Below are 21,334 nucleotides of genomic sequence, written 5' to 3' on the forward strand. Positions count from 1 at the left end.
ATATAACCTATTTTATCGCATCTTTCCTTTTCAGCGCAGGTTCTTCAACATACTTCCATGAAAGCCATGCCAGAGGTAAAACTAATACTAAAGAATACAGGAACATTTCCGGAATCGAAATTTTTTCCGGACCGTACCAAAACAAAATAAGTTGTTGAACAGGAAATGCATAGATATACAAGCCGTAGGAAATGTCACCAAATTTTCCAAAATAATTGAGAGGGCTTTTGGTAAATCCAATCGAAATCGTTGCGTATGGAAGAACGACATATCGAACCCAGACGATGCTGTTCAGGGAAGTAATGCCCAGTTTGGACGACAATATATAGGACAACATAAATATCGCAAAAGCAGCAGCCAACCATGCCCAGTGGTAACTGATAAAATCCCTGTAAAAATATAAAAGGCTACCTACCAAAAAGTATAATCCAAAATCAAATAAGGCTCCCCAGTTTAAATGAATGATCCGGATCATTGCCGGATTGTCAGCAAGAGTATCGTGCCAGAAAAAGAAAGAGCCCCAGAGTACAAGAAAAATTGACAGAACTACCCATTTAAGGTGTTTCCTGAATATAATCTGTCCTACAAGTAAGAAAGCATAACAAGTAACCTCGTAGGCCAAAGTCCACAACGAACCGTTGACCATGGATGTAGGTAAAGTTTTAAAAACGCCGGGAAGACTATCATTATAATGCGGGAATATTTTGATAACCTTTAAATAGGCTAACGTTTCCCGGCTGCTGAAATATTGAGAAAGCGAAAGCGTGGTGGATAAAGGGCCAATGACAAGCACCGTAAACAGAACTGCAACGATTAACCCCGGCATAATCCTGATAAAACGTTTCCACAAAAAACTCAGATAGGTTTTACTAGATATCAAACTTTTTGCGATCAGATAACCACTGATAGAAAAAAATATACAAACTCCAATATGAGCAGTCGGGAACAAGCCTTCGGTTATTTCCTGTATGTAGTCCAGATTCCCATATCCTGCAAGAGGATAAGAATGTCCAAAAATAACCAGAATTGCAGCTAAGAATCTTAAAAAGTTGAAGTTATTTAAATGCATGTATACAGGAATGCTTAGGGTATTGAGCGTCTTAATTCGGGATATCATGACCAAACAAAAAGTCCGGGACTTTCATTTTTGATAAATCAACAGTCGGTCACTAAATTCGTCTTATTACTATTTTAAGTTGAAAAATCAGCACAGCACAAAACTAAGTCAAATAAACAGGAGATAAAAAAAAGATTTGGCCAGTCGAAAAAATGCAGCCCAAAACCAAAAAAAGAAGCCCACTTTTCAGTAGGCTTCTCGAATAACTTAACTCGATTGTGATGTGATTGAAAACTATTACTCTCACACGGTTTTGTGACCCATAGGGGAATCGAACCCCTGTTTCAACCGTGAAAGGGTCGTGTCCTAACCGCTAGACGAATGGGCCGACTGGTCTCCTACTTCGTATGCGAATCGCACTTTTCTTTCGTTTTACAACTCCGTTTCCGTTATCGTGGTGCAAATATGCACGGTTGATTTTTTATATCCAAATGGTTTAGAAAAATAAATGAAAGATAATTTTTACCAAACTGATTTTCAGAGACTTCAATTCAAAACTTTTTTTTAATTATTTCGACATAGCTGTAAATTCACATTACTTATTAAATTTGGAAGGTTAACTTTCTAAAATCTTCGCTCCATCATGATAAGATACATTTACGGTCTTATATTATCTTTTGTAATACTTCATGCAAATGCCCAAAACAAAACGCCGGAACAATTTCTGGGGCACCCGCTGGGCAGCAAATTCTCCTTCCACTATCAGGTTCTCGATTATTTCAAGACCATCGCCGCTCAAAATCCCGGTCAGGTTAAAGCTATACAATATGGCAGTACCAATGAAGGCAGGCCGCTGATGGTTTTTATCGTCGCCTCACCTGAAAACTTTCCACGCCTGGAAGAAATTCGTTTGGATCATATTAAAAGTACGAAAAATCAAACCGTAAAAACAGACAGCAAAACGCCGGCAATTGCCTGGCTGAGTTATAATGTTCATGGAAACGAAGCGGTATCTTCTGAGACTTCCATGAAAGTGATTTACGAACTGCTGAATAAGGACAACCGTTCGATGCAGGATGTTTTAAAAAATACGATAGTCATTCTTGATCCTTGTATTAATCCAGACGGTCGCGACCGTTATGTGCAATGGTATAACCGTGTTCAAAATGAAGTGCCGGATGTTACTCCATTTGCTTTGGAACATAATGAACCATGGCCGGGTGGGAGATTTAACCATTATCTGTTTGACCTGAACCGTGACTGGGCCTGGCAAACACAAAAGGAAACACAGGAACGCATCGTTTTATATAACCAGTGGTTGCCGCATCTGCACGCCGATTTCCACGAAATGGGCCCGAACAGAAGTTATTACTTCCCTCCTGCCGCCAAACCTTTTCATCAGGATATCACCAAATGGCAGCGTGAGTTCAATGAGATTCTGGGCGCAAATTGCCGGAAATATTTTGATCAGAACAACTGGACTTATTTTTCCAAAAAGGAATATGATTTGTTCTATCCAAGTTATGGCGATACCTGGCCAACCTATAACGGAGCAATCGGGATGACATATGAGCAAGGTGGCGGAGGCCGCGCCGGGTTAGCCATTGAACGCCCGGATGAAAATGATACGCTGACTTTGAAAAACAGAATAGAACACCATTATGTGACGAGTGTGGCGACTCTTGAAACTGTTTCTACCAATAAGGATAAAATGGTTTCTGAGTTTAATAGTTTTTACGAAAATGCAGTCCAAAAACCGATTGGCACATATAAGACTTATCTTATCAAAGCTCAGGGAAATGAGGAGCGCGTAAGGTCTTTTACCGAATGGCTTTCCAAACAAGGTTTTGAATATGGTATCGCCGGTAAAAATCTCGCCGTAAAAGGAACGGAACTGACTACGCTATCAGATCAAAATATAAAAATGGAAAGCAACGATCTTTTGATCAGCGCTTACCAGCCAAAATCCAATCTGCTTAAAATTCTTTTTGAAACAAAACCAGTTCTTGAAGATTCCATTACGTACGATATTACCAGCTGGGGAATTTCATATTTATACGGAATCAAGACTTTTGGCTTAAAAGAAAAATACGTTCCGGCAGCCTATCAACCTGAAAAAATTGAAAACAAAATTCCTGCTGCTTCACCTTATGCTTACCTCGCAAAATGGAACAGTGTCAATGACGCCGTTTTTCTTTCTGAATTGTTGAAAAGAAAAATTCTGGTTCGTTCATCTAATATTCCTTTTGAAACAAATAAAATGACCTTCGAAGCCGGGACTTTGATCATTACCAAAAAAGGAAATTATGTGAACAATTTTGATAGTCTGGTAACCGAGTTGGCTACAAAACATTTTGTCAAACTTGTTCCCGTGGCAACAGGCGGCGTAACAGCGGGAGCCAGTTTTGGCTCGGACGAAGTGGTCACCATTCGGCCGCCAAAAATTGTAACAATAGTTGGAGACGGCATTTCACCTACGGCTGTAGGTGCAGTATGGCATTATTTTGAACAACAAATAAAATATCCGCTGACATTGATTTCACAGGAAAAACTTTCTCAACTTCCTTTTGATCAGGTTGATGTTTTGATTTTACCAAGTGGAAATTATGCCAATATTCTAAATGACAAATTACTGGCCACTTTGCAGGACTGGGTAAAAAAAGGCGGCAGACTTATTGTTATGGAAAACGCAAATGATGCATTTTTGAACAAACCAGGATTTGACCTTACCAAAAAAGTAACAAGCCATAAAAAAGACCTGGATACTTTTAAAAAGTTTGGAGAACAGGAAAGAGAGGAAGCTAGCACGACATCTCCGGGCAGCATGTTCCAGGTAACGCTTGACGCTACACATCCGCTTTCGTTTGGTTGCAGCAAGGATTATTTCACCATTGTAAGGAATGCCTACAATATGGATTACCTGACAGACGGCTGGAATGTTGGTTACCTTACAGACACGGCTTACAAAGCCGGTTTTGTAGGAAACAAGGCAACCGAAAAACTAAAAAATACTTTGATCATGGGCGTTCAGCAGATGGGACAGGGAAAAATCACATATCTGATGGATGATCCTCTTTTCCGTGGAATGCTTTACAATGGCAAAATACTTTTTAGTAATGCAGTTTTCAGATAATCGGATTTATAAAAAATATCTAAGCGCAAGTTCATAACCTTTTAAGCCTAAACCGGTTACCAGTCCCTTGCAGCGATCTGTCAGATAACTGTGATGACGATAAGGCTCACGGGTGTAAACGTTTGAAATATGAACTTCAACGGCCGGCGTAGTAACCGCAGAAAGTGCGTCGGCCAGGGCGATTGAAGTATGAGAATAACCACCTGCGTTCACAATAATACCGTCGAAAGTAAAACCTACTTCATGGATCTTATCAATTAAATCGCCTTCATGATTGGACTGATAATAATGAAGCTGCGTTTTGGGAAACTCGTTTTTTAAACCCTTAAAATAATCTTCGAACGACTGGTTTCCATATACCGTAGGCTCACGTGTTCCTAAAAGATTGAGATTCGGACCGTTGAGAATTAAGATTTTTTTCATAAAAAAGATTCGGGCCTTACATTTATAAGATTAAACATCCAGTGAAATTATGTGGCAAAGCTACATCAAACATTTTAAAAACTACCTGCGCCTGGAAAGGTCATTTTCCGACAATTCGGTTCAGGCCTACGTTCGCGATGTAGAAAAACTTGCTGAATATATCGAACTCGCCGCAATAAACGTATCTCCGGCTGAGACAAAAGAGGAACATCTTTTAGCTTTTTTAAAATATTTGTCAGAATTAGGATTAACTGCACATTCCCAGGCCAGGATGCTTTCGGGTATTAAGGCATTTTATAAATATTTATTGCTCGAAAACGAGATTTCAGAAGATCCGACAGAATTAATCGAAGCACCGCGTTTGCCAAGAAAACTTCCTGATGTTTTGTCTTATGATGAAATTGAGCAAATGCTCAACGCCATTGATCATTCCACGCCGGAAGGAACCAGAAACCGGGCAATTATAGAAGTTTTATACAGCTCAGGTCTACGTGTTTCCGAGCTGATCGGACTGCAATTAACCTTCTGCTATTTTGATATAGGCTTCATCCGGATTTTAGGAAAAGGAGATAAAGTAAGACTTGTCCCGATTGGAAAAGAAGCTATAAAATATGTCGAACTATATCTGGAACATGTAAGAAAGGAAATTGAAGTCAAAAAAGACAGCGAGGATATCGTTTTCCTGAATCGCCGCGGCGGACAACTTTCACGGGTGATGGTATTCCTGATCATCAAAGATGTTGCAGAAAAAGCGGGAATTGCAAAAAATGTTAGTCCGCATACCTTCCGCCATTCTTTTGCCACCCATTTAATTGAAGGCGGCGCCAGTTTACGAGCGGTCCAGGAAATGCTCGGCCACGAATCCATCACCACAACAGAAATCTACACCCACCTGGACAGAGATTACCTAAGACAAATCATCACCGAATTCCACCCAAGATCTTAGTTGCCACAACAAATACTGACCATTTATGACAACCAATGACAAGCCCCTGACGATAATTGACAATTTCCTGACAACCCCTGACAACTTCCTGACCAAACCTGGCAACCCTATTTCACCTCCTTCAAAAGCGAATCAATCCCCAGCGTATCCTTTTCAGGAAGTGCGCCTGGCAATGCACGTTCCAATTGCTTCGGTTTGTTCCAGGGAGCCGTAGTCCGGCTCGACATATCGTAGGAAATGTAAATGAAGAGTGCCACAAAAAGGATAAATACGGTGATAAAGATCCGACGGTTACGATTTGGAGTTTCCATTACTGAATTGAGTCCCGCAGTTGTTTGGGAGATTGATACAAAATAAAAGTCCCGGTTTTGGCAGAAACTTCCGCCCATTCCAGATTATCAAATTCAATGATTACAAGACTGCCCTTTGACATAGAATCCAGATCCGCGCCAGACAGATACTCAGCAAAATAGGTTATATCCGGATTATGCCCGAACAAGGCAACCACTTCACTTTCCGCAGGTATTGCATTCACCACAGCCAGATAACCACGTGCACCTCCATCATATAAAACATCTTCCAACACAATATCCGAAGCCTGAAAATGCAGCTGGTCACCCATGATCACCGCCGTTTGTGCGGCACGTGCGGCGCGACTTGAAATAAAACGGTCAGGAAATATATTTTTTGAAGCGAGCCATCTGCCCATGGCAGAAGAATCTGTTTTGCCTTTACCAACCAATTCGCGTTCAAAATCCCGGACCATCAGTTTCTGGTCTTCGGCAGCACCATGGCGCACAAGTATAAGTGTTCTTTTCATTGCTATAATTTGTACAAAAATAATGAATCTGATCGAGCCAATCCGAGGATTTGCAAGGAAATAAAAAAGAAAGAATTAGCTACATGAAAATATAACCATTCATTTCACTAAAATTGCCTTCGGACATTATTTGTTAACCTACCTGGCACAATAAATAGTTAATTTTGTTAATTGAATATCTGAAAAACTCAAAATCTTTGCTATATATCCATTATGTTACAATTCTTTAAATACGTTTTTGCAACCCTGGTCGGTATTCTGGTCTTCTTTATACTGTCGTTTTTCATTCTCATTGGCATAGGTTCTAAGCTTTCGTCGGAGGAGAAAGTTGTTGTTGAAGATAAATCGGTTTTAAAACTCGACCTCAATAAACCCATCGCAGAAGTTGGCGTTGAAAATCCATTGTCAGAACTTGGCGGTCCTTTTTCCGGAAACGAAAATGTTACGGGTTTGAAAGACATTAAAGATGCTTTGAAAAATGCACAGAAGGATGACAAAATCAAAGGGATTTATCTGAAAGCAGAAAATCCACAAGCTGGATGGGCGACTTTGGAAGAAATAAGAAACCAGCTTCTGGAATTCAAAAAATCTAAAAAGTTTGTCGTTGCCTACGGTGAGTCATTCACAGAAAAAGGATATTATCTGGCTTCCTTGTCAGATAAAATATATTTGAACCCGGCTGGCGACATGGAATGGAACGGGATGTCGGCTGAATATAGTTTTTACAAAGGAACATTTGACAAACTGGATATCAAACCTGAAATATTCCGGGTTGGGTCTTTCAAAAGCGCGATCGAGCCTTTTATTCGTGAGAATATGAGTGATTCAAGTAAAAAACAATCAGCAGAACTGATCGGTGCGATTTATGGTAATTTCCTGACCAACATTTCCAAATCCCGTGGTATAGCAGTTCCTGTATTAAAAGGTTATGCTGATTCACTTTCGATTGATAATCCTAAGGCGGCTTTGGCAAACAAACTGGTAACAAATTTAGGATATTGGGATGAATTTGAAACCAGTATCAAAAAAGAACTGAGTATCGAAGAGAAGAAAAATATCTCTTACATAGGAGTTGATAAATATATAAAATCAGACGTAACACCGGAAGATGGTGATTATAACAACCGTGTTGCCGTTATTGTAGCAGAAGGTGAAATCAATTCCGGAGAAGGAAGCGATGAATCTATCGGATCGGATGATTTTATCAAGGAATTGAAAAAAGCACGTGATAACGACAAGATTAAGGCAATCGTGCTTCGTATCAATTCTCCGGGCGGAAGCGCACTTGCTTCGGATGTGATGTGGAGAGAAATTCAGGTTACATCGAAAAAGAAACCAATCATTGCATCCATGTCGGATGTTGCTGCTTCGGGAGGATACTATATGGCAATGGGTTGTGATAAAATTGTGGCCCAACCTAATACGATCACCGGTTCTATTGGAATTTTTGGTTTGATATTCAATGTAAAAGATTTTATGAATAACAAGCTGGGTGTAACTTTTGATGCTGTTAAAACAAGTGAACACGCCGATTGGCCAACGGCAACCCGCGACATGACGGAATTTGAGAAATCGATGATCCAGAAAAATGTCAATGAAGGTTATGCCAATTTCACTTCAAAAGCAGCAGCCGGCAGAAAAATGCCTGTTGAAAGATTGAGAAGCCTGGCACAAGGACGTGTCTGGTCCGGAACCGAAGCAAAAGCAAATGGACTTGTTGATGTTTTAGGCGGAATCGACGATGCAATCGTCATCGCTGCAAAAGCTGCAAAATTGAGCGAGGGCGATTACCGCGTTCGTTATTTTCCTGAAAAGAAAAAGCCGTTTGAAGAATTGCTGGGTAAAATGATGGGAGGCTCAGAAGATAAAGTACTGGACAGAAATCTGGGTGAATTGTCTACTTATGTGAAGATGTATAAAAAACTGATGAACATGGGCGGAATGCAAACCAGATTACCTTACGAATTGATAATCAGATAATTTAGTAATAAATAAAAGGACAAGAAAATCCCTGATCGAAGTTTCGGTCAGGGATTTTCTATTATATACATCGAATATTTATTCGTGAAAATTCGTGTATTCGTGGCAAAATGTTTAAACCGCCTTCCCGGTTTCCTCGTCAATTTCTTTTCTTATAACCAAAACGGCATGTTGATTTGGTGCAATCCCGACACCATCCAGTTTGGCATAAACCTTGGTAAATTCAGCACCAAAATAAAGAATGATTGAAGAATAATAAACCCAGGTAAGCAGGATGACAATGGAAGCGGAAGTACCGTAAGTTGCACCCAAATCTGCTTTACCAATATAAAAAGTTATTACAAATTTACCAACCAAAAACAGAACAGCTGTAAACCCTGCTCCAACAAGACACTCTTTCCAGCGTAGGAATCCGTCAGGAAGCACCTTGAATATCACAGCAAAAAGTGCTGTAATAATGGCAAGCACAACAGCCAGATTTACGATGTAAAACAATATAACCGATGCTTCAGAGAAGTATTGCTGCAATCTGGAACTTAAAAGATCAACCATCGCATTAACACCCAAAGATACCAACAACAAAAATCCGAGTGTCAGAATAATAGAAAACGAAAGCAGCCGGTTTTTCAGATACTGTAACCAACCCTTTTTTGGTTTTGATTTAATCGACCATATATAATTGATTGAATCCTGAATTTCAGCAAAAACCCCGGTCGCACCAATCAGTAAGGTACCAACTCCAATAGCGGCAGCAACACCTGATTTATTTGAAACCTGTGCATTTTTCAGAATTTCCTGCAACTGCGCCGCGGCATTATCACCAACCAATCCCCGGATCTGATCAAACAATTCTCCCTGAATTGCGTCCCTTCCAAAAAATATACTTAGCACCGAAATGATGACCAGAAGCATGGGTGCAAGTGAAAAAACGGTATAATAAGACAAAGCAGCACTCAGTTTGAGTCCATTGTCGTTCATAAATTCATTAAAACTATCGGATAATAGTGTGAAGGCAAATTTGATTTGTTTCATAGGAGGTCTGTTTTAATTAATACTGCGTGTGTTTTGGATGCGAATATAATCATGCCAATAGATCTAATGATATAATAAGAAAGAGTTAAATTTATTTTGACAAGATTCAAAACAAAGAAGTCAACACCAGGTGCTGACTTCTTTTATACATTCCAAAAAAGTTAATAACAACTACAAAAGCAACCCAGCCAAAGTCGCTGACATATATGATGCGAGTGTTCCGCATATCAGTGCTTTAAAACCAAGACGCGCCAAATCTGCCCGGCGTGAAGGAGCCAACTCTCCAATACCTCCTACCTGGATCGCAATCGAGCTAAAATTGGCAAATCCGCAAAGTGCAAAACTTGTGATTACAATGGTTTTATGATCTAGTGTATCTTTCATTTTTACCATATCCAGGTAAGCAACAAATTCATTAATCACCATTTTGGTACCCATTAGAGAACCGGCTGCTTCAATATCTTTGGAAGGAACGCCCATGGCCCACGCAAAAACTGAAAATATTTTTCCTAAAACGAAATTAAAACTTAACTGCGGGAAGGAAAAAACACCTCCAATTAACCCCAGCAAATAATCAAGTAGCGCCACAAGTGCGATAAAACCGATTAACATCGCAATAACATTAAACCCGACTTTTAATCCTTCACCCGCTCCTGCGGCGATAGCATCCAGCAAATTCGCATGTGATTTTTTGATTTCAAGTTTTACAGCGCCTTTGGTATTAGACTGTTCCGTTTCGGGAAATACAATTTTAGAGATTACCAAGGCGCCGGGAGCAGCCATTAAACTGGCCGCAATCAGATAAGGCGCGGGAACACCAAGAGAAATATAAACTGCCATTACGCCACCCGCTATACAGGCAAAACTTCCCGTCATGGAGGCCAGAAGTTCTGAATTTGTCATGTTTTTCAGGTAAGGTTTGATCATGATCTGAGCCTCAACCTGACCAACAAAAGTACTGGCAACATTGGAAACTGCTTCCGCCCCACTAACACCCATCAACCAGTATACGCCACGTGCCATGATGGAAACGATCCGCTGCATAATGCCCAAATGATAAAGCATATTGACAAGAACAGCAACAAAAATGATCGTAGGAATTACCTTAAAAAAGAATACAAAATCATTTCCCGGCCCAAACGCCTTTTGCATCAGTTCGGGGCGAACGAGCGTACCAAACACGAAATCAGCACCTTTGTCTGAGAAAGAGAGTAATTTCTGAACTTTTGCACCTAACCACTGGAATATTGCCTGACCCGTATCGGTGCGAAGAATAAATACTGCAAGTCCAAACTGAATTGCCAGACCAACGCCAACCGTACGATAATTAATTGCTTTACGATTGTTTGACATTGCAAAAGCAATACCCAAAATCAATGCTATACCAAACAGACCAGTAAATCTTTCCATGAAAATTATTTGTTACCCACAAAACCAAGATGCAAAATAACAAACAATTCTTATGTAAGTTACAGGTTATGCAAAATAAGATTTTGACCTTTTTCAGATCCCGGATTAACAATAAATTTTTCGCTTAATGTCTTATACTTTACCTGGAAGACATTATTGAAAATAAAAAACCCGGAAATAACCAGGTCTTAATGAATGTTGGAGATGTTAGTAGCCTGGCGTGCAGTTAGTTTCCAGTCATTTCCATTTTTTATCCAGATGTTGGTAAATCTTCTGGTAACAACATTTTGCTGGTTATCAGAAGTCATTGTAGCGGTGGTGGTTTCATGACCCATTACAACAGCCATGTTGTAATTAATCGTAATTTTTTCGATGATACGGTCAAACGGAACAATCGACACTTTGTTTTTAAACAAATCAGTTTTAATGTCTGAAAGCGTTTCGACACTGTTATCCGGATTTGTTACTACAAGAGTAGAAGACCATAACCGGGAAAGTTTTGTTGTATCACCATGTATATAAGCTTCTCTTTCCTGATTTTCCAGACTTCTTATCTCATCGTTTTCTGTCTTTATTTCCAGGCCCGAATCTTGTGACGAATCTCCTGTTTGTTCAATCAATACCCGTGTATCCGGATTCAAAATACCTGCTTGCGTTTTAGACCTGTACTTGAAAGAAGTGGCACCTAAAATCAGAAAAATAAAGATTAAAATATTCCTTTTCATGGCTAATGTGTATGTTGCTTTTCTTAAATTCTTCCTGGCTATAAATACAAACGTTGATACATCATAAACAGTATCAGCAGCTTACAAAGGTTTTAAATATTTTCTACAAAATTTAGCGTATTAATACTTTACCTATGTACGTATATCTACGTGAAAAGTAACAATGCAGTTAAAAACAAAAAAAGAGAGATGGTTTCCCGTCTCTCTTTTGCAAATTGAACCTTACTACTATTAATAACCTAAAACCGGAGCAAGCCATTTCTCAATTTCTTCCAGCGGCATATTTTTTCTTCTTGCATAATCTTCAACCTGATCTTTAAAGATTTTCCCAACCGGGAAATAGCGACTCTCCGGATGAGAGAAATACCATCCGCTTACGCTGCTTGCCGGGTACATGGCGTAGCTTTCCGTAAGTGTAACACCCAGTTTTTCAGCTTCAAGCAAATCAAATAACATACGTTTTTCTGTATGATCAGGACTTGCCGGATATCCCGGGGCCGGACGAATACCGGTATACGCTTCCTTGATCAGCTCTTCATTCGTAAAATTTTCTTCCGGAGAATGTCCCCAGATTTCTTTTCGCACGCGTTCGTGCATAAGTTCTGTTAAGGCTTCAACCAAACGGTCTGCCAAAGCTTTTACCATGATACTGTTGTAATCATCATGATCAGCTTCATACTTTTCGATCAAAGCCTCGATACCAACGCCAGCTGTGACCGTAAATCCTCCGATATAATCCAGATGACCACTTTCAAGCGGTGCTATAAAATCGGACAAACAATAATTTGCCAGACCTTTTGCTTTTTCACTTTGCTGACGTAAGTGATGTAAAACCTTCATGGTATCATTCACCAACTCGCCTCCATTTACTTGTTCAAGCGTATGCTGACTGATTTTATATTCAATATGCTCATGCGAACCATGACGTTCACAGGATGTTTGTTTTACTTCCTCCTGATAATGATGCAGAACGATATCGTCACCAATAGAATTTGCGGGCCAGAAACCGATCACAGCACGTGCTTTCAAACTTTTATCACGAATGATTTGTCCTAAAAGTACCGCTGCATCTTCAAATAAACGAGAAGCTTCTTCACCGACCACCTTGTCTTCAAATATCTTTGGATATTTTCCGTGCAGCTGCCAGGTCTGGAAAAATGGAGTCCAGTCGATATATTTTGCTATTTCAGCAAGGTCGTAATCGTCATAAACACGTGTTCCCAAAAACTGCGGTTTTATTGCCTTGAAATTTTTCCAGTCAATTTTTACCTTATTTTCACGTGATTTTTCAATAGAATGATGCGCCTTCTCCCCCCCTCTTTTCGCATGATCATCACGAAGTTTTGCATATTCTACTTTGATATCAGACAAAACCTGCGACTGGCTCAGATCACTCTGGATCAGTTTTCCGGCAACCGGAACAGACCGTGAAGCATCGAGAACGTGAATTACAGCGCCTGAATAATTCGGATCAATCTTTACAGCTGTATGAATACGCGATGTCGTTGCACCACCGATCAATAGCGGCATTTTAAAATTGCGGCGTTCCATTTCTTTGGCAACACCCACCATTTCGTCAAGCGATGGCGTAATTAATCCTGAAAGACCGATAATATCAACATTATGTTCAATAGCCGCCGCCAGGATTTTGTCCGTCGGCACCATCACACCAAGATCTATAATCTCATAATTGTTACAACCTAACACAACACCCACAATATTTTTACCAATATCATGGACATCCCCTTTTACTGTTGCCAGCAAAATCTTACCTGCAAATGACGATCCTTCCTGTTTTTCTGCTTCAATATAAGGTTGTAAAAATGCAACCGCTTTTTTCATTACACGGGCAGATTTTACCACTTGCGGAAGAAACATTTTTCCTTCGCCAAACAAATCTCCAACAATACTCATCCCGTCCATCAGCGGACCTTCGATGATTTCCAGCGGACGCGAAAACATAGGAAGACATTCTTCAACATCAATTTCAATATAATCGGCATTACCTTTTACCAAAGCATGGCTGATCCGCTCTCTCACCGGCAATTCTCTCCAGCTAAGATCCGGGCCGGTCGCCACTTTTCCTTTGTCTTTTACGGTCTCAGCGAAACTTACCAGCTTTTCAGTAGCCTCTGCATTTCGGTTTAAAAGTACGTCTTCAACCAGTTCAAGAATATCCTTTGGAATTTCGTCATAGATACCAAGTTGTCCGGCATTAACGATTCCCATGTCCATACCCGCTCTGATGGCGTGATATAAAAATGCAGTATGAATCGCTTCACGAACCAGTTCATTTCCACGGAAACTGAACGAAACGTTAGAAACACCACCCGAAACTTTTGCAAAAGGCAGATTCGCCTTAATCCATTTTACAGATTCGATGAAATCGACCGCATAATTATTATGCTCTTCCATTCCTGTGGCAACGGTCAGGATGTTTGGGTCAAAAATGATATCCTGCGGTGGAAATCCTACTTCATCAACCAAAATGCGGTAAGCTCTCCCACAAATTTCTTTTCTTCTTTCCAGGTTATCCGCTTGTCCGGTTTCATCAAAAGCCATCACAACAGCCGCAGCTCCGTAACGTAAAACTGCCCTGGCCGATTCTTTAAATTTCTCCTCGCCTTCTTTTAAAGATATTGAGTTAACGATTGCTTTTCCTTGTGTACATTTCAAACCAGCCTCAATCACTTCCCATTTTGAAGAATCGATCATTAACGGCACACGAGAAATATCCGGTTCAGCGGCGATCAGGTTTACGAAGGTTTTCATGGCTTCAACGCCGTCGATCATCCCTTCATCCATGTTGATATCAATTACCTGCGCACCATTTTCTACCTGATCACGGGCAACGGCCAAAGCTTCATCAAACTTTCCGGTACGGATCAGTCTTGCAAACATTTTAGAACCCGACACATTACAACGTTCACCAATATTGACAAAATTGGTAAGTTTGGTAATATCCATCGGTTCCAGACCTGAAAGCTTCAGGATCTTTTCAGATTTTGGAATTTCTCTTGGTTTATATTTCCCGGCCAGATCCGCGATCACACGAATATGTCCAGGCGTAGTTCCGCAGCACCCTCCAATAATATTGATCAGGTTATCTCTCAAAAACCCGTCGATCACCTCACCCATTTGTTCAGGTGATTCATCATATTCACCCATTTCATTTGGCAAACCCGCGTTCGGGTGAGCGGAAGTATAAAAAGGTGAATTACTCGCCAGAATTTGTACATAAGGACGCATTAAATCTGCTCCCAACGCACAATTCAAACCAACCGATAAAAGCGGCAAATGTGATATAGAAGTAAGAAATGCTTCCGTAGTTTGTCCGGAAAGTGTACGGCCGGATGCATCCGTAATAGTACCGGAAACCATGATCGGCAAAAACCCGTCTGCACCTGTTTTCCAGCTTGGCAAAACTTCCACCAATCCGTTTTTGGCATCAGTAAAAAATTTATCTATCGCAAAAAGCGCAGCTTTTGCATTCAGTGTATCAAAAACCGTTTCAACCAGAAGAAGATCACAACCTCCATCTGTCAAACCTTTGATTTGTTCATAATAAGCCTCAACCAGCTGATCAAAAGTGATTGCGCGGTAACCCGGATTATTTACGTCAGGAGACAAGGAAGCAGTCCTGTTGGTTGGTCCTATTGAACCGGCAACAAAACGCGGTTTATCGGGCTCACGCTCTGTGAAATCATCGGCAACTTCGCGGGCAAGTCTGGCAGATTCAAAATTTAATTCATAAACCAGTTCCTCCATACCATAGTCGGCCATGGCAATGGTAGTTCCTGAAAATGTATTGGTTTCAGCGATGTCCGCACCAGCTTCAAAATATGCCGCATGGATTTCCTTGATCACATCAGGGCGCGTCAGTGAAAGCAAATCATTATTACCTTTCACATCATGGCCCCAATCCTTGAATCTTTCTCCGCTGTAATCGTAATCTTCTAATTTATAGCGCTGAATCATCGTACCCATTGCACCGTCAAGCACAAGAATACGTTCTTTCAATATTTCACGAATGTCAAACTTCTGAGTTGTTATCATTATATCTTTATCGTAGTCCGAAAAAATAATTCCGCCATGTTTTTAAATCTGCAAACTTCAAATGACGCTGGTCACACAAAATCCACAATACAAATTTACGCCGATAGATGTTTTATTCAAAAAATTGAAAAAAAATAGACGGTTAGTCTGCTTTTTAAGCAACGGGTAAATTATTTATCTACATTTGAAGTAAAAAATGGAATTGTAAAGATAATCTATCTATGTATAATCTGGACGATACAGATTGCAAAATACTGCACTATCTGCAACAGGATGCTACGTTGAAAACGCGTGAATTGTCAGAAAAACTTAATCTTTCGTATACACCTGTATATGAGCGAATCCGCCGATTGGAAAAAGAAGGTATCATTAAAAAATATGTCGCGCTGGTTGACCGCGAAAAAGTGGGCAAAAAACTGATGGTATTTTGTAACATTGCCCTAAAAGAACACTCGCTGACAATGGGCGAAAAATTTGTAAAAGCAGTTTTAGCAATGCCCGAGGTAATGGAATGTTTTAATATTTCCGGAGATTATGATTTTTTGCTGAAAATTGTAGTGAACGATATGTCGCAATACCAGCATTTTTTGATGCAAAAGTTAGGATCTCTGGAAAATATCGGAAGTTCTCACAGTTTATTTGTGATGGGAGAAATAAAAAATACTTCTGAAATTGAAATGCTTGATTCAAAGTCAAAATAACACTCAGGCATTTCATTTTTAAGTATAACTACAAAAAATAAATACGGAACCAGAAGATCCGGTCCCGTATTCCAACTCACCCCTAACAAAATTCTTTAATGCTTTTTCGGGCCACCCTTCATTGGTTTATCCAATTCCTTATTGAATGTTCCGTCTGCGTTGAATAGTAATACTTTCACTTTACTGTCGATTACTATCCCCACAAAATATTGTTCGTCTGCGTTAGTGCCTGCTTTCTTGATTTCAGCACCTGCATATGTTGTTGTGATGTAAGAAGTGATCGTTGCGGGAAGATCTGCAACCCCTACTTCGGTCAGTTTCGCTTTATGTTCAAAATGCTTTAACTCTTCTTTAAAAGTACCATCTGCATTGAATATCAATCCTTTTGGCGTTGTTCCATCCGCTAGAAGGATGGTTACAACAATCTTGCCACTCTGATCGGTTGCTGCAAATTTGATCGTTGAAGATGGGTAAGTAGTAGAAATATATGTTGTAATAGCCGTTGAAAGATCAGCTACTGCAACCTCTGTCAGCTTTCCTTTACATACATGCGTTGTTACTGAATCTGACTCAATTGAAAAACGTGCTGCCGTTGTGGACACAGTTTCCAGACTCACATCCGTGCTCGTATCAGTCGTTGGACTCATACCCGAATCATCCTTGTTACAGGAGGCGATCAATACACCTAATGATACTACCAATAATGCAGCTACCTTTTTCATAGAACAGTTTGTTTAATAGTGTGACAATAAAACATTTGCTGGTTTAAGGGTCATTACGCCACGCCAGAACGGGTTGTTGCAAAATGCAGGAAATTTTATTTTGATTATTTTACATTACCATATCAACAAATTCTGACTCCTGTGTCTTATATAAATAGCCATTACCGGCGTAAAAGGAATTTATTACAAGTTTTTCATCTGACTATCAATATTATAACCCTATTAGAATCAGATTATGTACGATTAATTTTTACGTCAAAAAGATTAACTTAGCGAAAGATATTTTGTAAAAAACAAAATACTTGCAACGGACTGGCGGGCTTAGGCGTATCGGTTAATACAAATTCATATCCTGACAAATTTGACACCCTAACTTTGCTATTTGGTAAAAAATCTTCTTTCGATGAAAACGACTTCGGAACGGTCGTTTCTGCATGTGTAGCTGGTAATAACCAGGCTCAGAGGTATTTGTATAAGCATTTTTTCAGCTATTCAAAAAGTATCTGTCTACGCTACACATCAACGCCTGAGGAGGCAGAGGAGGTACTCAACGAAGGTTTCCTGAAAGTTTTTAACAATATGGACAGGTATGATTCCGCGCATCCCTTCAAGGCGTGGCTTCGTACCATTATGGTAAATACGGCAATCAGTTATTACCGAAAGCATAAAAAACATCATGAAGATATGGTCTCGCTTGAAGACGCGCCATATCCCCGGTTTGATGATGATATTGTGGGACAGATAACGGCTGATGAAATTTTAAAACTAATACAGGAAATAAAACCAATATATAAAAACGTCTTTCTTCTTTATGTGGTAGAAGGATATAACCATCGCGAAATAGCTGATTTACTGCAAATTAATGAGGCTACGGTACGCTCGCACTACGTAAGGGCAAGAGCACGGTTACAACATTTGATCAAACAATATTATCCTCATCTCTTTCCCAGTGATTGGGGCATAAAGTCTTTCAAAAGCAATGAAAACTGATAAATTTGAAAAAACTATACGCCGGAAACTAGAAAGCATTGAGCCCGAATTTCATGAAAATGACTGGACGAAAATGCAGAACTTTATGCAAGCCAATACGCCTCCAACGTTTTGGCAGCAATACAGTTCATGGTTTGGTTATGCGGCGGCAGCGGCAGTTTCTTCGGTCATGGTGTTTTTGTATGTGAACCAGCTTTCACAGAACAACACTTTGCTAAGTGATGTAAAAACGCTGCAAAACCAGATTGAAACCATTAAAAACACACCAACCGTAATTCAAAAAACAGATACGGTTTATGTGGTTCAACAACAGGTCATCGAAAAACCTGTTTATGACAAACAGATTTCAAATCAGGAAGAGCAGAGATTTATTCCGCAGCAAAACGAAAGTCAGGAATCTCTGGCCAGCTCGGATGAAAATCAAAAAACCGAAGTAGGAAACAATACCGATCCTGGCTCAAAACCTGATGGTAAAAGTGTTGAAGAAGTTAACTTAAATCCATCGCTCAACTCCAAAAATGAAGTTTTGGCTGGTAATAGCCAACCTGAGAATGTTAGAAATTCGGTTGATTCCAACGGTAGTCAGTCTCCTGGAAAATCCCGGAATGATGGTATAGGAAAAAATTCAGTAACCATTAATTCAAACTCTTCCGTTGCACTTAATGGCAATACCATAAGCACAAACGGCAATAATAATCCGATTACAAAAGGAACTAATAATTCCGCATCAGGAAATACGGGAAGGAATTCCGGTTCAAATGGCAATGGAAATTTTGGAAACGGAAATTCAATGGTTGATAATAATGCCGGTAATCAAAAAAACCTCCCGGTATATACTGCAAAAACGCTTGATGAAAAATTTGATCAGCTGGAGGTTAAGGCTCCCGTTGGCCAGACTAATTATACCGCACTTTCCCGAAAAATGAATTATGGCCTGGCTCACCGGATCTCGCCGAAACAGGTAAGAAATGTATTACTGGCTGCTAATCCACCTAAAATTCAGGAAGAGACAAAAAATGTTGAATCAAACAAGAAGGTTGAGTCTGCTAAAAAAACAGAAACCACAATCCCAAGATTCAATTTGAAAGTGCCCTATCGCTTTGGAATTGCCCAACAGTGGGAAGGTAAAAACCAGGTTAAAACAGTAATTGGCGAAGTGTTGGTTTCAAAAAACTTTTCTGTTTCAACAGGAGTAAGCTGGGTAAAAATAAAGCCGGAACAGTTTAATTCAGAAAAAAGTTATAACGACAAAAACCGTTCAGACTTTAAGAAAGACCACTTTCTTCCAATGGCATTAAAAGTGATTAATATGAAAATCAAGTCGTCACTGATGCAGATCCCTATTAATGTAGCTTTCAGAAAAAATATTGGAGAAGGCCTTTCCTATTTTGTCGGAGCCGGAACGAATATCACATTAAGCTCAAAAAGAGATATAGCGTACGATTGTTTCTTTAACTCCAGTCCACGCCCAGGCCCTGATATTTATTTCCAGAATGAACGGGCCTCTGAAAAAATAGATCTTAAACTTTTCAATTCTGTTAACTTTTCAGCGGGGATAGAAAAAAGTTTCCATCCGGTTGTGGTTCAGGCGGAAGGATATCTTTACAGTTATTTCAATCCGATTTCTCCGCAAGCCACCAAAACTGGACCCGGCTTCAAAATAAAGCTGCTTTACCAGATTGGCAAAAAAATGTAAATACCTTTGTCCGGACGATTCCGGACATTTTTATTAAAAGATGTTCGTGAAAAGCCCTATTTTTGGTTTTTATTACACCTTTATTACAGTTCACTTTTGAAATTCGCTGCAATAGATATTGGATCCAATGGTGCCCGTATGCAAATCTCTTCGGTTTTGCATGACGAAGGAATCACTCGTTTAAAAAAAGTCGAGTATGTACGTTTTCCGCTCCGACTTGGACATGACGTTTTTACAGAAGGTAGAATATCGCCTCTGAGTGAGGATCGTATGATCAAATTGATGCTTTCCTATCAGCTTTTGATGGAACTTCATGAAGTAGAAGATTACATGGCCTGCGCAACTTCTGCGATGCGGGAAGCTGAAAACGGGTACGAAGTACGGGCAAATATCGAGCAAAGGACAGGCATTCATATACAAATTATTGATGGACAGCGCGAAGCAGAACTTGTTAACAATGTCGTTGTAAAATCGCTGGACAATGGACAATATCTGCACATTGATGTGGGTGGAGGAAGTACTGAGCTTAATTTATACCAGGATCGCCAGAAAATAATTGCCAAGTCATTTAAACTGGGATCCGTGCGTTTGCTTGAAGGAAAAGAGTCAAAAACGGCTTTCCAGAAAATGCAGGAATGGATTCTTAAATATGTCGATCACACAAAACCAATTGAAGCAGTAGGAACTGGTGGAAACATCAATAAGCTGTTTGATTTGTCTTCCAAGTTAAGTGAAAGCTCAACAAGTCTGGATGAAATCCTGCGGATGCGCGACTATATAGCACAGTTTACACTTGCTGAACGTATCAACAAACTTCAATTAAATCCTGACCGGGCGGATGTAATTGTCCCGGCCGGTGACATCTATACTTCTGCTATGAAGTGGGCCGGCGCAACCGTTATCCATGTACCTGATGTTGGCCTGAAAGATGGTATGTTACAGTTACTTTATGACAGAGCATGCAGAAAAAAAAGGATCTGATACAGATCCTTTTCGATTGGCTTGATTGATATTTTTTTACCAGACCTGTTCAAGGTCTTTTGAAGTGTATTTATGATTCCGGTCAATAAATACACTTTTTTTGCTTTCACGTTTTAGTGCCAACGGATTTTTCTTTCCCAATTTTGCCATAATTGCAACGGGTACAAGAACAACAAAAAATACGATTGAAAGTAAAATCTTACCATTGATTGCGCCAAGTACTTCTGCAAATTTATACCAGCCTTTAACGATCAAATCTCCTGCCACGGGAATCGCTATGCAAATTACGCCGATAGCAGCCGCTGCAATCAATAAATAAGGATATCTGGATTTAAAAATAAAATATAGCACGACCAGTCCGGTTACTATCACCAGCTGCGCTTTGGCTTTTTCTGATTCGCTCATTAGTAAAATAAAAAGGATATAAAAATGTAGCTTCCTGAAAACAAGAAGCTTTTTGAAAAATTAAAGCCATCAACATATAGCGTTGATGGCTTTAATTTGACTAGAACAATGTATAAATGAACGGTGCAACGGCTGAACCACCACCAATAACGATCAATACGCCAATTAATAATAACACAATAATTACCGGAGCAAGCCACCATTTCTTGCGTTCCTTCATAAATGCGAATAAGTCAGTTAAAAAATCCATTTCTTAG

The 21,334-nt window shown here is 39.8% G+C and carries 18 protein-coding genes and 1 tRNA gene; 7 read left to right on the plus strand and 12 right to left on the minus strand.

Features of this window, described 5'->3' with window-relative positions; genetic code table 11:
- Positions 1-7 precede the first annotated feature (7 nt).
- Positions 8-1,069: an acyltransferase gene (locus LXL81_RS20900; protein WP_234648707.1), complete on the minus strand. Its 1,062-nt coding sequence runs from the start codon at positions 1,067-1,069 to the stop codon at positions 8-10.
- A 304-nt stretch (positions 1,070-1,373) separates the two neighbouring features.
- A tRNA-Glu gene (locus tag LXL81_RS20905) sits at positions 1,374-1,445 on the minus strand.
- Positions 1,446-1,700: 255 nt separating this feature from the next.
- Here LXL81_RS20905 and LXL81_RS20910 point away from each other — a divergent pair.
- The gene (locus LXL81_RS20910) at positions 1,701-4,190 is read left to right on the plus strand and encodes a M14 metallopeptidase family protein (protein WP_234648708.1); all 2,490 of its coding nucleotides are present in this window, start codon (positions 1,701-1,703) and stop codon (positions 4,188-4,190) included.
- 6 nt (positions 4,191-4,196) lie between these two features.
- Here the strand turns inward: LXL81_RS20910 and aroQ are convergent, their stop codons facing one another.
- Entirely contained in the window at positions 4,197-4,613 is a 417-nt protein-coding gene (gene aroQ / locus LXL81_RS20915; RefSeq protein ID WP_234648709.1) for a type II 3-dehydroquinate dehydratase, read from the minus strand.
- A gap of 49 nt (positions 4,614-4,662) precedes the next feature.
- Here aroQ and xerD point away from each other — a divergent pair, with 49 nt between their 5' ends.
- Positions 4,663-5,559, plus strand: a complete 897-nt coding sequence (gene xerD / locus LXL81_RS20920; protein ID WP_234648710.1) for a site-specific tyrosine recombinase XerD — start codon at positions 4,663-4,665, stop codon at positions 5,557-5,559.
- Between the two features lie 107 nt (positions 5,560-5,666).
- On the opposite strand, the gene LXL81_RS20925 is transcribed toward xerD, so the two are convergent.
- A complete protein-coding gene (locus LXL81_RS20925; protein ID WP_234648711.1) occupies positions 5,667-5,870 on the minus strand; it encodes a hypothetical protein in 204 nt (67 codons plus the stop codon).
- Complete coding sequence (locus LXL81_RS20930; protein ID WP_234648712.1) at positions 5,870-6,379, minus strand: histidine phosphatase family protein; 510 nt, start codon at positions 6,377-6,379, stop codon at positions 5,870-5,872. Before LXL81_RS20930 ends, LXL81_RS20925 begins: the two co-directional genes overlap by 1 nt.
- A gap of 213 nt (positions 6,380-6,592) precedes the next feature.
- On the opposite strand from LXL81_RS20930, the gene sppA reads away from it, so the two are divergent.
- Positions 6,593-8,359 carry a signal peptide peptidase SppA gene (gene sppA, locus LXL81_RS20935; protein ID WP_234648713.1) on the plus strand — a complete coding sequence of 589 codons (1,767 nt, stop codon included), beginning with the start codon at positions 6,593-6,595 and terminating at the stop codon, positions 8,357-8,359.
- Between the two features lie 114 nt (positions 8,360-8,473).
- Here sppA and LXL81_RS20940 read toward each other — a convergent pair whose 3' ends face one another.
- The 4 genes from LXL81_RS20940 to metH form a co-directional block, all read right to left on the minus strand.
- The gene (locus LXL81_RS20940) at positions 8,474-9,391 is read right to left on the minus strand and encodes a YihY/virulence factor BrkB family protein (RefSeq protein WP_234648714.1); all 918 of its coding nucleotides are present in this window, start codon (positions 9,389-9,391) and stop codon (positions 8,474-8,476) included.
- Between the two features lie 171 nt (positions 9,392-9,562).
- Positions 9,563-10,801: a NupC/NupG family nucleoside CNT transporter gene (locus LXL81_RS20945; RefSeq protein WP_234648715.1), complete on the minus strand. Its 1,239-nt coding sequence runs from the start codon at positions 10,799-10,801 to the stop codon at positions 9,563-9,565.
- A gap of 188 nt (positions 10,802-10,989) precedes the next feature.
- The gene (locus tag LXL81_RS20950) at positions 10,990-11,526 is read right to left on the minus strand and encodes a nuclear transport factor 2 family protein (RefSeq protein WP_234648716.1); all 537 of its coding nucleotides are present in this window, start codon (positions 11,524-11,526) and stop codon (positions 10,990-10,992) included.
- Positions 11,527-11,757: 231 nt separating this feature from the next.
- A complete protein-coding gene (gene metH, locus LXL81_RS20955) occupies positions 11,758-15,582 on the minus strand; it encodes a methionine synthase (RefSeq protein ID WP_234648717.1) in 3,825 nt (1,274 codons plus the stop codon).
- Positions 15,583-15,803: 221 nt separating this feature from the next.
- Here metH and LXL81_RS20960 point away from each other — a divergent pair, with 221 nt between their 5' ends.
- Complete coding sequence (locus LXL81_RS20960) at positions 15,804-16,283, plus strand: Lrp/AsnC family transcriptional regulator (protein ID WP_234648718.1); 480 nt, start codon at positions 15,804-15,806, stop codon at positions 16,281-16,283.
- Between the two features lie 95 nt (positions 16,284-16,378).
- On the opposite strand, the gene LXL81_RS20965 is transcribed toward LXL81_RS20960, so the two are convergent.
- The gene (locus LXL81_RS20965; RefSeq protein ID WP_234648719.1) at positions 16,379-17,005 is read right to left on the minus strand and encodes a hypothetical protein; all 627 of its coding nucleotides are present in this window, start codon (positions 17,003-17,005) and stop codon (positions 16,379-16,381) included.
- A 375-nt stretch (positions 17,006-17,380) separates the two neighbouring features.
- Here LXL81_RS20965 and LXL81_RS20970 point away from each other — a divergent pair, with 375 nt between their 5' ends.
- From LXL81_RS20970 to LXL81_RS20980, 3 genes are all read left to right on the plus strand, one after another.
- A complete protein-coding gene (locus LXL81_RS20970; protein ID WP_234648720.1) occupies positions 17,381-17,995 on the plus strand; it encodes an RNA polymerase sigma factor in 615 nt (204 codons plus the stop codon).
- Entirely contained in the window at positions 17,985-19,691 is a 1,707-nt protein-coding gene (locus LXL81_RS20975) for a hypothetical protein (protein WP_234648721.1), read from the plus strand. The genes LXL81_RS20970 and LXL81_RS20975 overlap by 11 nt, the downstream gene beginning before the upstream one ends.
- Positions 19,692-19,787: 96 nt before the next feature.
- Positions 19,788-20,672, plus strand: coding sequence for a Ppx/GppA phosphatase family protein (locus LXL81_RS20980; RefSeq protein ID WP_234648740.1), 885 nt, complete (start codon positions 19,788-19,790; stop codon positions 20,670-20,672).
- Positions 20,673-20,708: 36 nt separating this feature from the next.
- Here LXL81_RS20980 and LXL81_RS20985 read toward each other — a convergent pair whose 3' ends face one another.
- Both LXL81_RS20985 and LXL81_RS20990 read right to left on the minus strand, forming a co-directional pair.
- A complete protein-coding gene (locus tag LXL81_RS20985; RefSeq protein ID WP_234648722.1) occupies positions 20,709-21,077 on the minus strand; it encodes an SxtJ family membrane protein in 369 nt (122 codons plus the stop codon).
- A gap of 100 nt (positions 21,078-21,177) precedes the next feature.
- Positions 21,178-21,327: a DUF5989 family protein gene (locus tag LXL81_RS20990; protein WP_015812275.1), complete on the minus strand. Its 150-nt coding sequence runs from the start codon at positions 21,325-21,327 to the stop codon at positions 21,178-21,180.
- Between the last annotated feature and the right edge of the window lie 7 nt (positions 21,328-21,334).

Origin of the sequence: Dyadobacter sp. CY356 (assembly GCF_021440195.1) — a bacterium.
Lineage (GTDB): Bacteria > Bacteroidota > Bacteroidia > Cytophagales > Spirosomataceae > Dyadobacter.